The sequence below is a fragment of the Spongorhabdus nitratireducens genome, assembly GCA_947387575.1.
Classification (GTDB): Bacteria; Pseudomonadota; Gammaproteobacteria; order Pseudomonadales; family Endozoicomonadaceae; genus CANDOC01.
The window spans coordinates 47980-60673 of record CANDOC010000005.1 but is presented as its reverse complement, the minus strand read 5'-3'; the positions used below and the strand labels follow the sequence as shown (position 1 = coordinate 60673).

The following is a 12694-nucleotide window of genomic DNA, read 5'->3' as shown; positions in this document are numbered from 1 at the left end:
ATGGCCAACTCTTCGTCAGTTCTTATTACTGATATTCATATTCACGATATTCGTTTTCCAACCTCGCAAACTTTCAGTGGCTCGGATGCTATGCATACGGCACCGGATTACTCTTGTGTGTATGTCATTCTGGAAACCAGTATGCCCAGCCTGCATGGTTATGGTCTGACATTTACCCTGGGTCGTGGCAATGAAATCTGCGCTGCAGCGGCTGAAGCGTTATCACACCATATCACCGGGAAAAAACTGGAAGATATCTGGGCAAATATGGGGCAGTTCTGGCATCAGCTGGTTAATGATGACCAACTGCGCTGGCTGGGACCCGAAAAAGGTGTGATTCATCTGGCTGCAGCTGCTTTGGTAAATGCCTTATGGGATCTTAAAGCCAGACAGGAAAATAAACCGGTATGGCAGCTGGTTTATGATATGCCGCCCGAAGAGATCATTCGCTGTATCGATTTCAGCTATATCAGTGATCTGTTGTCACCCGCAGCCGCACTTGATCTGTTGGAGTCACGACGAGCCAATCGCGAACAGCGGCTACAACAATTACAGTCAAACGGCATACCCGCTTATACCACCAGTCCCGGCTGGCTGGGTTATTCTGACCCGAAACTGCGTGAACTTTGTGAGCAGGCGGTCAACGATGGCTGGCGCCATATCAAACTGAAAGTCGGTCAGTCACTCGAAGATGATATGCGTCGCTGCCGAATAGCCCGTGATGCACTGGGCAACAATGTTAAGTTAATGCTGGATGCAAACCAGATCTGGAATGTCGATCAGGCGATCGAATGGATGGATGCACTGACCGAGTTTAATCCCTGGTGGATCGAAGAACCCACCAGCCCGGATGATATTCTTGGCCATTGCCGAATACGCTCAGCCATTCATCCGGTGAAGGTGGCAACCGGAGAGCAATGCCAGAACAGGGTTATGTTCAAGCAGTTTCTGCAAAGCGGCGCTATGGATATATGCCAGATCGACAGTTGCCGTCTTGGTGGTGTCAATGAAGTGCTGGCCGTACTGTTACTTGCGGCATTTCATAATATTCCTGTCTGCCCTCATGCCGGAGGGGTCGGGCTTTGTGAGTATGTGCAACATCTGGCCGCTATCGACTTGCTCTGCATCGGGGGACAGCAGAATCAAATCGTCGAGTATGTCGATCACTTGCATGAACATTTTGTTGATCCGGTAAGAATCAAGAATGCTCATTACCGGCTTCCCAAGCTGCCGGGCTACAGCGCACAATTACACGACAAAAGCATCTCAGAGCATAGCTGGCCTGATGGTCATTCCTGGAGCCGTAACTGATGCCCGGCATCATTGAAAGTAATCGCTCACCTGCAGGCTTCCCGCTGAGCATCGGTCCGATAACTTTCGGAGGCGCTTCAATTGGCGGCCTTTATCATGCCATTTCAGATGCTGATGCACACAACACTTTACAAACAGCCTGGGATCTGGGTATTCGCAGTTTTGATACTGCCCCTGAATATGGGCGGGGTTTGAGTGAACGGCGTCTTGGAGACTTTTTACGACAAAGGCCTTATAACTCCTTTATTCTCAGCAGTAAAACCGGAGAGCAGCTACTTCCAGGAAGAGGCGGTAAAGCCAGCAAGTTCATCGGCTCCCTGCCTTTCAGCAAAGCCTTTGACTTTACCGCATCCGGTATTGTCAGAGGCTTCGAAGACAGTTTGCAGCGTTTAGGGCTTGAGCAACTCGACATACTGCTGCTGCACGATCTGGACCCCATCATTCTCGGTGATCGTTTTGAAGCACACTTTCAGCAAGCCATAGACAGCGGTTTTGACGCGCTGATGCGACTGAGAAAAGAAGGTCATGTCAAAGCCATTGGGTTAGGCGTTAAATGTCATCGGGTTTGCGAACGGGCACTTGATTATGCTGATCTGAACTGCTTCATGTTGCAGGGTAGTTATACGCTACTGGAACAGCCAGCCAACGCTTTTATTGAACGTTGCGGAAAAGAACAACGAGCTGTTTTTATCGCTGGTCCTTTTGCATCCGGAATTCTTGCTTCAGGCCCGGTAGCAGGTGCCTACTTTCATCATCAACCGGCTCCGGCAAAGATTATTGAAAAAGTAAAACGTATTGAAAAGGTCTGTAAGCAGTACAAGATTTCCCTTCCCCAGGCAGCCCTTCACTTTCCACTCAGAAATCCCGATGTAACATCCGTTGTTTGTGGCTTTCACAGTGCAGAACAAGTTAGCCAGGTTTGTCAGTGGCTGAGCCAGAATATTCCCGAAGCGCTGTGGCAGTCCCTTTATGAGGAGGAACTGATATGCAATCCGGCACTATAAACAAAAACCCCGACATGATTGATGCCCACCAGCATTTCTGGATGCTGCCCAGAGGGGATTATGGCTGGCTGACGCCGGAACTGAAGCCTCTTTACAGAGATTATATGCCGGATGACCTGGGCCATATTCTAAAAATGGAAGGCATTGCAGGAACGGTACTTGTTCAGGCAGCACAGACAGAAGATGAAACCCGGTTTCTGCTGGGGCTGGCCAATCACTATGACTTTATTCAGGGTGTTGTCGGCTGGATGGATATGACCCGAGAGGATGCAGCAGATCAACTGGATGAACTGCAAATGAATCACTGGCTGAAAGGCATTCGCCCCATGATTCAGGATATTCCGGACCCAGACTGGATACTGCAACCCGCTCTTGATAACTGCTTTGCTTTAATAGAATCCCGTGATCTTGTCTTTGATGCATTAGTACGCACAGAACATCTTCCTCAGCTGCTAAAGCGAATAGAAAAGTATCCGGATCTAAAAGTGGTGATTGATCATGCAGCAAAACCACCCATTGCAGCCAACCATATGGAGCCCTGGGCCAGTTATATGAAGCTACTTGCCCAGGAAACCAGCGCCTGTTGCAAGTTCTCGGGCATTCTTACCGAAGCCGGTCAGCACAGCAGTTTTGAACGATTACAGCCCTGGATTGATCTATTGTTTGAATACTACGGTCCGGAGCGTCTGATATGGGGCAGTGACTGGCCGGTATTAAATATGGTCACCAGCTACGATCAGTGGCTGGCACTGGCACAGCGGTTTTGCGAAGCTTTCAACAGTCAGGAACAGGCCGCTATATTCGGCGACAATGCCCGTAGTGTCTATCAGCTGCAACCTTGACACCTGTTTAACTCATTGCTTGAAAGGAACACTTGTTCAGGATTATTGTCGAAGCCTGAGCAATACGTTAATGGATAACCTTATTAATCGTGAATACAAATTCCGACAGCTATGATTCACTGGCACACATCATTTCAAACCACCCAGCTAAAACACCTTTGAGAGTTGCTATCGATGGTGTCGATGCTTCAGGAAAAACCTGGCTGGCAGACAAGCTTGCAAGCCTGATCCAACGTCGACCGGTGATACGTTCTTCTATTGATTATTTTCATCAGCCCAGAGCCATACGTTATCGTCAAGGTGATTTATCTGCCAAAGGCTACCTGGAAGATTCTTTCAACTATGAAGCCCTGACCCAATGCATTTTGGAACCGCTGTCACCTGACGGCAGTCGTCAGTACCAGCTTAAAGCTTTTGATCATTACAAAGATGAGGTCGTATGCTCTGACACTTTAATGGCCGCAGAAAATAGTATTCTGCTGTTTGACGGTATCTTTTTGCAGGTTCCGGAGATTAAAAACTACTGGGATCTGGTTATTTTTGTTGATGTCGACTTCAGCTACTCGTTACCCCGCGCTATAGCGCGTAACCAGGAGCAGGCCGATGACATTCAACTCCTGAAAAAGCGCTATCTGCAGCGTTATATTCCCGGTCAGCAGCTTTACTTTGAGCAATGTGATCCAAGGGAAAGGGCTGATATTGTCATTAACAACAATGACCTTACCTGCCCTACCCTTGAGTTCAACAGAGATATCAGAACAGAGCCTCAGTAGACGCACTGACTTTTACTGCAAAATCCTTTTACGACTGCAGTGCCCCATAAAGCCGGGCATAAAGGCCATCCTGCTGAATCAGTTCTTCATGCTCTCCCTGTTCACTGATCATGCCGTTTTCAAAAACATAGGCCCGGTCAGCACGGCGTACTGCACTCAAACGGTGAGCGATAATCAGGGTGGTGCGTTCTGCCAGGAATGATTCCAGTCCCTGCAACACCATATATTCGGTTGCGGCATCCAGTGCAGATGTCGCTTCATCAAGAATCACCACTTTAGGATTGGCAATCACCATTCGGGCAATGGCCAGTCGCTGACGTTGACCTCCAGATAATCTGACACCATCCCGGCCCACCAGTGTCTCCAGACCTTCATCCATTTCTTCAATGGTGTGACGTAGCTGGGCTACTTCCAGTGCCTGCCACAACTGCTCATCTGTAGCATCACGCCCCAGAGTCAGGTTTTCCCTTACAGTGGAGTTAAACAAGGCTGGATGTTGCAGTACTGTCGCTACATTTTCCCGAATACAATCCAGGCCGGCTTTTTCCAGCGGTACATTATTAAAGGCGATACGCCCCTGATCAGCCTGATAAAGCCCCAGCAAGACCTTGACCAGTGTCGACTTGCCTCCACCACTGGCACCCACCAGTGCCACCTTTTCTCCGGCCTTGATATGCAGGCTGACACCTTTCAGGACCTTTTTATCACCATAGCTGAAGTGGACATTTTCAAGATCAACATCTGCAGTCGTGTGTTCAGCAAAAGGGTCCTGCTCACAGGCCCACTGCGGCTCTTCTTTCATCGAAAGCAGACTGTTGACGCGCTTTAACGCTGCCCGGGACGCATAGTAGCCATACTGCATGCTCAGCAGTTCCTGCACCGGCCCCATCATAAACCAGAGATAACCAAATACGGCCATCATCTGCCCTACCGTCAGGTCCGACAATAGTACCGTCATCATGGCGCCTGCCCGGAACAGATCAATACCCAGCATAAAGATCAGAAAACTCATCCGGTTGGCAGCATCAGTTTTCCATTCAAATGCTGATGAGTGATCACGCACATGCCGGGCATGCTGCAACAGGCGAGAAAGGTAATGCTGTTCTCTGTTGGCTGTTCGCAGTTGCTGAATACCATCCAGGGTTTCTGTCAAAGCAGACTGAAAAATTTCATAAGCCTTGTTCTGGTCACGCTTCAGATCTTTAACCTTACGCCCCATCACCGTCGTAAAATAAATCACAATGGGATTGAACAGCATAATAACCAGAGCCAGCTGCCAATGGAGCCAGAACAAAACACATGCCGTACAAATTAATGTCAGCGAAGCAACCAGCAGCCGACTGACAGTAGAGCCGATAAAGCGATCGATGGTATCCAGGTCAGTAACAAAGCGTGAAGCTACACCTCCACTACCCGTCATCTCATATTCAGCCAGTGCACTATGCCCGAGTTTGTTAATCAGGCTCTTACGGATGCGGAAGATGACTTCTTTGGAAATAAAGGTAAATTGCCGGGACTGCCAGACATTAAAAGCCAGTGCCATAAGACGCAGCACAATAGTGATGGCCAAAATCGACATAATAAAAACGACTTCTGTCTCAAGGTCATCCGGAATAACAGCCTTCAGCACTTCCAGCGCAGTACCCGGATCATTCAGCAGAATCTCATCCACCAGCAGCGGCATCAGCAAGGGCGTTGGCACACTGGCCAGTGTTGCCATGACAGCAATCAGGTTGGCAATCACCAGTTCCCGCTTGTGCTCCAGTGCAATGCGCCAGATATTTCCCCAGTTATAAGTTCGCGTATTTTCGGGCAAGCCTGCTACAGCCTCGCCTCCTTGTTGTTGGTCCGTCAAAAACATCTCCCGGTAACAAATACTTATAAGTTATTGATATTCATTCTCATTATAAAGAGAGTCAGCCTGAACCAAAACAAGCATTATCCAATGCCTGGTATCGGAATCTGACTATTTCACACCTGACTATTTCAAATCCGCCTGTTTCAGCTTTACCTGTTAACAGCACAACGTCATCGTTCAACATGTTCCCGTAAGTGCTTGGGTACTTAATCACAAGATCTCACAAAACAGGCTAACTTTTCCGGTTTTATGTTTAAACAAGTAAAAAATGCTGGCTCTAACTGGACAAAAGCGTCATTTAGCCTAGAAATAAAGTTTTAACTGATAACAGACAAGGTATGCCGCAAACGAAGTTACCTTCTTCATTTCAAATCATCCTGCTGCTGGCACTGTTTCTGTCCCTGACTTTTTCTTTCACCAGCTTGCTTGATCTGCCTATTCAACTGGCTCTGTTTATTGGCTGGTGCCCTGTTGTTCTACTGGGACTCCATCTGGGTCACACTTATCAGCATCTTGAAAGTGCTGCTATGAATGGTATCTCCCGCGGGTTGGGGGCCGTATTTATCCTACTTGCTGTCGGCGCCCTGACCGGCAGCTGGCTGACCGGGGGAGTTGTACCCGCCATTATCTATTACGGGCTGGATATTCTTGATCCTTCACTGTTCCTGCCTATGTCGGTATTACTTTGTGCTGCCATGGCACTGGTTACCGGTACTTCCTGGGGCGCAGCCGGTACAGCCGGGATTGCAGTGATGAGTATGGGAGAAGGTCTGAATATACCGGCACCTCTTTGTGCCGGAGCCGTACTTTCCGGCATCTATTTTGGAGATAAACTCTCTCCACTTTCAGACAGCGTACTGTTAGCTTCATCTATGTCCGGAGTTGAAATTGTCAGTCATATCAGGGGCATGCTACCGATCAGCCTGATCAGTATGGCCATAACCCTGCTGATTTTTGCTGTAGTCGGGTTTGAATACAACAATGAATTGAACTCAGAGCGTATTGTCTCTATTCGAGCTGAGCTGGAGAGCTATTTTAATCTGACGCCTGCCACCCTTATTCCTATTATTCCCGTCGTTGTTTTACTGGCCCGTCGTAATCCGGCACTACCGGTTATGGCTCTCGGGGCTTTTCTCGGCATTCTGTGGGGCATCTGGCAGCAACACCTGGATCCCTCCCATGCGGTTCAGGCAGCCTGGAATCCTATAACACCCGACCATCTGCAGTTTCCTCTGATAGCTGACCTGCTGGAAAAAGGCGGCATGGAAAGAATGCTGGGATCATTAGTTGTGATTGTGCTGGGGCTGGGTTTTGGCAGTTTGCTGGAAAGCATTGGGGTCGTAACCGTTATAGCCAACTATCTACAGCGTATGACGCAAAGTGAGGCCGGATTAACATCGACCACTCTGCTAACCGGTTTTTTGGGCAATCTGTTTGGCAGCGCCATGTATGTTTCGCTCATTCTTACCCCTCGACTGCTTATTGGCAGTTATGATCGAATCAATGCCGATCGCCGGCTGCTGTCCCGCAATACCGAGTTTGGTGGCACCCTGACCTCCGGTATGGTGCCCTGGAGTGATAACGGCATCTTTATGACGGCTGTTCTCGGTGTCCCCACAATGATGTATCTGCCCTATATGTGGCTGTCCTGGGTCTGCATCGGTCTGACATTAATATTTGCCTGGCTGCAGCACCTGGGCATTGCACCGGCTCTTATGCAGCGCTTTTCACTCAAGAGCCCCTGAAGCCAGGGGCTTCAAGAGCTGTCGGGCTTCAACATCCCCGTCAGATGCCGATAATAACGGGAGTACTTTCAGAGTCGGCAATGGATATGCCTGGCAACAAGATTCCATCTAACCCGTCTGTAACCCCCAATGCAGGGCTTAACCCTCAGCCCCCTGCGACCGGCAATACCTCATCCGAAAGCGCTCAGGCTTTTGGTCGCAAAACCAGTACATCTACCGGTGTCCGGGGCTTCCTGAAAAAAACATGGCAAAAGCTCAGCCTGAATAAAACCAACCGGTCACTGATTGGACGCCGGATCAAATCCATGTTCAGCGCACTCTGGCGATTATTCCGTGGGCGCAAGGTAGCACCAGAAAGCAAGATGCCCAGCCTGCGCAAAGAAGAACAAGCCCGGGGTGTTTTACCTGAGTATCAGGGCCTGGTGAAAAGTCCTCCTACACTCAAGAAACACCGAAAGGGTGAGATGCTGGGAAAAGGTTCTTTTGGCAGTGTCTCTCTGGTAACCAACAAACGAGGGAAAGAGCCTGAAAAGCCACTGGATAAAGTCTACGTTGAGAAAACCCAGAAAATACCGGCAAATAATGCTCACCGGACAAGGGAGATTAATAGCGAAGTCCGCCTGCAACGGGAGTCACCGTCAGCCCCTGAAATATACGAAGAAAAAATGAGTAAACCCAAAACAGGTGATGACGGGAAGCAGTATCAGGAACATCGCATGATAATGGAATATGGCGGCGCATCTCTTTCAAAATTAATGCAAAGCTGGATGCCCGCCAAACCCGATATGTTCAATATGACGACTGCCGAGAGAAAGTACTGGAAAAGATCCAAATTCAGTGCAAGCAGGGAGGAGAACATAGGCCTGCCACTGAATCTGACACGAAATGTTGTTTTACAGCTGATGTCTCACCTGGTTGATCTGCATGCAGAGCACAAGATCCACCGGGACCTGAAGCCCGATAATATTTTGATTAATCACAAGGGAAAGGTCAGCCTCGCAGACTTTGGTCTTGCCACACAAAACAGACCGCAGCCGGGAGAAGATCCTGATAATGCTGCCATCAGCTCAGACAGGGCTGGCAGCCGGCTCTGGATGGCTCCCGAAGTCATGGCCAAACAACCTTACGGCACCAAAGTGGATATCTGGTCTGCCGGTATGGTTTTACTTGAGCTGCTGACCGGCGAGCGGATTGACCATTATCTTCGCGGGCAAAAGCATGAAATCGTTTACAACCCCTCAGCCCACGTTCAGCTACTTCAGTTTATTCAGGATGACCCCAGGCTAAACCCTGAAGCCAAAAGCCTGATCCGGCAGATGGTTGATGAGGACCCGATGAAGCGCCCCACCGCAATCGAGGTTTTAAACCACCCTTTTTTTCAGCAAGCCCAAAATATACAGAGCGCCTCTTACGCAGACCTTCAGTCCCAACACCTGCAGGCTTTCAGCCAGCTGGCAGCTCAAGAGCAGTTATTAGCTGATATAGAAGCAGGCAAGGCACCAGAGGATGCCCCCAATCTGGACACTGTTCGTAATACTGTCAGTCAGCTAGGTGAGACAGTGCGTCAGTTAAAACAACGAATGAATGAACTTGACCATATCAACAGATAGTAGAGTTCCCCGTTATCTTTCTTTTGATTAACCTGTTTTAGTCTCCGGCTCAGGTGGTAAAACCGGCATATGACGACGGAAGTACTGCCAAGACCGTAACTCATGATAAAATCAGGCTCCAGCCCCCCCCCGGAGAAGCAACAAAACATTCATAATTCCAACAGAAAATAAACCCTGCCCGCGCCCTATAAAATAAAGATAAGCCAGAAGGGAAAAGGCCAATGTGCCAATACTGCAATAAAGAGACGAAGCTGTACCGAATAAAGCGTACTTTTTTTGAGAAGACAATATCCAACCGCAATCGAAAAAAATTTCAGTGTTCCGATTGTGGTCGTATATTTTTCACAGAGACAGACGACAAATTAAAAAAAGGCTTTATTACCTGATTCAACAGCAGGTAACTATATCCTTCGACTGACCGCATAGATCTTCCAGGCGGGCAGACAGGCAAAACTGAAGCCCGCCATAAACACCAAAAGAAGCCATGACACCTGCTGCAGTGAAAGTTCAAGGCCAATCATCGCAGGAAAGAAATAGTGCAGTCCCGCACAGGCAATAAAGTAGGATAGAGTGCCAATTATAATGGCCACGATTACCTGCCCCACAGGTTCAGCTAACGTCAGGCTTGCTATCTGGATCGGACGAGCTCCAACCATACGTAACAGCTCAAGCTCCTGACGCCTTTCAGCAAAACTTGCTGATAAATTGAAGAAAACCATAACAAGGGCCAAAGCACTGATAATGGCAATCATGGCCATCATTACAGTGTTAATCATTTCTTCATAATCCGTGAGCAACTGCAGCTCAACGGCAGGAATGGCGACCTCAACCGGGGCACCTGCCTGTCGTGAAAAGACTTGCTGCATTGCAAGTAAAGCCTGCCGGTTATGAAGTTTAACCATGATATAACTGATAATATTCGACGCTGCGAGACCATGTTGGGCCCGGGCAAAAGTCAAACCTTCTATGGGTACCAGAATGGTATCATCGATAGTTGTTCCTGTTGCCGGCAATATCTGCTGAATCACAAAACGAGTCTGATACTCATCTTCATATGAAGGCATAAAGCCGGCAGCAACTGTCAATAATTCACCTTCTTTATACTTCAGACTGGTTGCAACATTAGAGCCTATCAACACGGACAGCCTGTCACTGAAAGAAGGTAAACCCGTTGAACCATCGGCATCACCCGCCTCAGTATTCAGGTGCAACATATCGAAGTAGCCCGATGTAACGCCTGTCACAACAAAGCCGCGGTGGCTTTCCCTCACCGAAACGGCCACTGCTCTTGATACCTCTGGGTTATCCCTCAAATTATTATAAATATCTGAAGGCAGGTCAGGTGGAGGAGTACCAATACCAAACAAACTGTACAGCACCAGATGAGAGGACTGCGCAGGAGCCCCTACAACAAGATCGGTACTGGCTGACAAGTGCTTTGCATAACGGTGAACAACAGCGTCAATATGTACCAAAGTCAGCAGCAACATCACACTGAAGGCCAGTGCAAGCGTGGACACTACCAGCCTTACTTTTCGTCTGACAAGACTGCTTCGCATGATTTTAAAAAGAATCACCGGATTTCAGGCTCCTTTGCCAGATTTAGCTCACCCATATCAAGGTAACGGTCAAAACCCATATCCGACATATCATCATGGGTCGTACAAACCAGCGTGGCACCTGTTTCCCGGCACTCATTGAGAATCAACTCATAAACGGCCCGCTTACCTTTGGTATCCATGGCCGAAGCAGGCTCATCAACCAGCACCAGTCTGGGATTACCAATAAGCGCTCTGGCAATAGCAAAGCGTTGTTGCTGTCCGGCACTATAGTCGGATGCATTTTTTGAAAGTCTGGAGGGGTCTTTAAGGCTTAATTTACGAATGAGGCGAAATGCATCTTCTGATACTTTTTGCATTATGGCAGAGTCTTTTCTCTGACCAACAGATGGCACATCAATATGCTTCGCTGCTGCCCTTCCTATTGCCTCCCGGCGGCGGCGGGCAGAGAAATGACAAGGCAGCATAATATTGTCAAAAGCACTCAGATAGGGGACAAGTCGGTAGTACTGGAATACAAATCCGATATAGTCAGCTCTCAGCCGCTCAAGCTCCTGGTATTTAATACTGGCCAGATTTTGGCCTAAAACGGATACCGAACCCTTGCAGTTTTTTCCCAGCCCCGCCATCACCCGTAACAGAGATGTTTTGCCTGAGCCATTCTCTCCCTGCAGACAAATTGTTTCCCCCGGGCGTATCTGTAGCTGCGGTATATTAAGGATTTCACTGTTCTGATGGCTCTGCTCCAAAGCTGAAATATCAATGCCATTGTCTTTCTTGCCAATATCTTCCATTAGAGCAACTCCGGCGAGAGAACAAGTAACTCACTACCTGAATGAATGACCTGCTTATTCTGCCAGGTGTCTGTGATCAACCAGACATCCACTTCCTGCAACTCCGGAAGTACTTCAAACAGCTCCAGTTTGATAGTTTCTAATGCTTCAGGCCTGCTGCATTCAAGAGACTGGTAGCCATTGATATTATGCTGAGCATCAACATGAATACGAAAACGCTCTGCAGCACAGTCTGCTGAGCTTGCTGGAATGACTAAACGATTGATACTTTCAAGCTTCTGAACCAGCTTTTCAACCGGCATATTGCCGGAAAGGTAAGGCAAAGAGCGGGAAGCGATTGAAACCAGAAGTGTAAGGTTTTGGCCCTTGAGATTAACATCCAGACTAATTCGTGCCGGGGCAACAGCCGGGTGAACAATCGGTTCTGCTTTTACCGGCACAACACAGAATATGAACAATACACTCAGGACAATCCCGGTGAAGAGCTTGCATTCTCTCATCAGTCCAGACTCCCTGGTCATTTTCCTGGATTATTTTTACCTAGACTACTTATCCCGCAGATGTTTGGCTCCGGAATCCACCAAAGCTGTATCCGTCAGGTAGTTTCTGCCAATTAACAGCTGCTGAGGGAATTTATTCCGATTGATCAGCGAGACTTCGAGAAATCGCAGCGTATCGCCAATCGCAATTGTATTCTTGACCACCGCTCTCTCTGCCGGGGGGCCTTTATGAGTCAAAACATAAGCGACTCTGGAAACTGGTTGATGCATGGATACGGTTTTACCACTGCGCTTGTGCTCAAAGTCATAGTAAACCCAGCGCTTACCCTGCCGGTTCACATACATTCTTATATTGCGGGCATCCATTGAGGTTGTGGTTGCACCGGTATCGATCAGAGCATCAACTTCAAGCTTCTGCAGATTTACCAATCGGGCGGTTTCCAACATACCGAAAACGGGCAACGGTGAGGCACAAGTACAGGCTTGTGCCCTGGGAGCACCAGAATAAAACAAGCTGATAAGCGCTATCGCACAAATCCAGCCTGAAAAAAATCGGAAATTCAAAAAACTGATATTCATACTCAGAATATCGGTCATACAAAAAAATAATTTAATTAAAAAATATATTTGTCGTAATGCATTTTTTAATTAAATAAAAAAACGCCCGAATGGTTATTCGGGCGTTTTTTATCAAGACG

At 48.2% G+C, this 12694-nt stretch carries 11 protein-coding genes; 6 read left to right on the top strand and 5 right to left on the bottom strand.

The window, feature by feature from the left end; genetic code table 11:
* From ACYZZ0_RS10510 to ACYZZ0_RS10495, 4 genes are all read left to right on the top strand, one after another.
* Positions 1 to 1311, top strand: a complete 1311-nt coding sequence (locus ACYZZ0_RS10510; protein WP_461536577.1) for an enolase C-terminal domain-like protein — start codon at positions 1 to 3, stop codon at positions 1309 to 1311.
* Positions 1311 to 2315 carry an aldo/keto reductase gene (locus ACYZZ0_RS10505; RefSeq protein ID WP_461536576.1) on the top strand — a complete coding sequence of 335 codons (1005 nt, stop codon included), beginning with the start codon at positions 1311 to 1313 and terminating at the stop codon, positions 2313 to 2315. Before ACYZZ0_RS10510 ends, ACYZZ0_RS10505 begins: the two co-directional genes overlap by 1 nt.
* Complete coding sequence (locus ACYZZ0_RS10500; RefSeq protein WP_461536575.1) at positions 2297 to 3157, top strand: amidohydrolase family protein; 861 nt, start codon at positions 2297 to 2299, stop codon at positions 3155 to 3157. The genes ACYZZ0_RS10505 and ACYZZ0_RS10500 overlap by 19 nt, the downstream gene beginning before the upstream one ends.
* Positions 3158 to 3246: 89 nt before the next feature.
* On the top strand, positions 3247 to 3930 hold the full coding sequence (locus ACYZZ0_RS10495; protein ID WP_461536574.1) for a nucleoside/nucleotide kinase family protein: 684 nt from the start codon (positions 3247 to 3249) through the stop codon (positions 3928 to 3930).
* A 28-nt stretch (positions 3931 to 3958) separates the two neighbouring features.
* Here the strand turns inward: ACYZZ0_RS10495 and ACYZZ0_RS10490 are convergent, their stop codons facing one another.
* Entirely contained in the window at positions 3959 to 5785 is a 1827-nt protein-coding gene (locus tag ACYZZ0_RS10490) for an ABC transporter ATP-binding protein (protein ID WP_461536573.1), read from the bottom strand.
* A gap of 341 nt (positions 5786 to 6126) precedes the next feature.
* On the opposite strand from ACYZZ0_RS10490, the gene nhaC reads away from it, so the two are divergent.
* A complete protein-coding gene (gene nhaC, locus ACYZZ0_RS10485; RefSeq protein WP_461536572.1) occupies positions 6127 to 7533 on the top strand; it encodes a Na+/H+ antiporter NhaC in 1407 nt (468 codons plus the stop codon).
* Positions 7534 to 7619: 86 nt separating this feature from the next.
* On the top strand, positions 7620 to 9143 hold the full coding sequence (locus ACYZZ0_RS10480; protein WP_461536571.1) for a serine/threonine-protein kinase: 1524 nt from the start codon (positions 7620 to 7622) through the stop codon (positions 9141 to 9143).
* 401 nt (positions 9144 to 9544) lie between these two features.
* Here ACYZZ0_RS10480 and ACYZZ0_RS10475 read toward each other — a convergent pair whose 3' ends face one another.
* Genes ACYZZ0_RS10475 through ACYZZ0_RS10460 form a run of 4 tightly spaced genes read right to left on the bottom strand, consistent with a single transcriptional unit; the run spans position 9545 to position 12443 of the window.
* On the bottom strand, positions 9545 to 10720 hold the full coding sequence (locus ACYZZ0_RS10475) for an ABC transporter permease (RefSeq protein ID WP_461536570.1): 1176 nt from the start codon (positions 10718 to 10720) through the stop codon (positions 9545 to 9547).
* On the bottom strand, positions 10717 to 11496 hold the full coding sequence (locus tag ACYZZ0_RS10470; RefSeq protein ID WP_461536569.1) for an ATP-binding cassette domain-containing protein: 780 nt from the start codon (positions 11494 to 11496) through the stop codon (positions 10717 to 10719). The genes ACYZZ0_RS10475 and ACYZZ0_RS10470 overlap by 4 nt, the downstream gene beginning before the upstream one ends.
* Positions 11496 to 11996 (bottom strand): ZrgA family zinc uptake protein, encoded by a 501-nt coding sequence (locus ACYZZ0_RS10465; protein WP_461536568.1) that lies wholly within the window; start codon positions 11994 to 11996, stop codon positions 11496 to 11498. The genes ACYZZ0_RS10470 and ACYZZ0_RS10465 overlap by 1 nt, the downstream gene beginning before the upstream one ends.
* A 45-nt stretch (positions 11997 to 12041) precedes the next feature.
* A complete protein-coding gene (locus ACYZZ0_RS10460; RefSeq protein ID WP_461536567.1) occupies positions 12042 to 12443 on the bottom strand; it encodes a putative ATP-dependent zinc protease in 402 nt (133 codons plus the stop codon).
* Between the last annotated feature and the right edge of the window lie 251 nt (positions 12444 to 12694).

Bases quoted from the DNA above. Each gene is read 5' to 3' on its own strand.
- ACYZZ0_RS10510 (WP_461536577.1), top strand. From the start codon at position 1: ATGGCCAACTCTTCGTCAGTTCTTATTACTGATATTCATATTCACGAT.
- ACYZZ0_RS10480 (WP_461536571.1), top strand. From the start codon at position 7,620: ATGCCTGGCAACAAGATTCCATCTAACCCGTCTGTAACCCCCAATGCA.
- ACYZZ0_RS10460 (WP_461536567.1), bottom strand. From the start codon at position 12,443: ATGTTGGAAACCGCCCGATTGGTAAATCTGCAGAAGCTTGAAGTTGAT.
- nhaC (WP_461536572.1), top strand. From the start codon at position 6,127: ATGCCGCAAACGAAGTTACCTTCTTCATTTCAAATCATCCTGCTGCTG.
- ACYZZ0_RS10470 (WP_461536569.1), bottom strand. From the start codon at position 11,496: ATGGAAGATATTGGCAAGAAAGACAATGGCATTGATATTTCAGCTTTG.
- ACYZZ0_RS10465 (WP_461536568.1), bottom strand. From the start codon at position 11,996: ATGAGAGAATGCAAGCTCTTCACCGGGATTGTCCTGAGTGTATTGTTC.
- ACYZZ0_RS10505 (WP_461536576.1), top strand. From the start codon at position 1,311: ATGCCCGGCATCATTGAAAGTAATCGCTCACCTGCAGGCTTCCCGCTG.
- ACYZZ0_RS10500 (WP_461536575.1), top strand. From the start codon at position 2,297: ATGCAATCCGGCACTATAAACAAAAACCCCGACATGATTGATGCCCAC.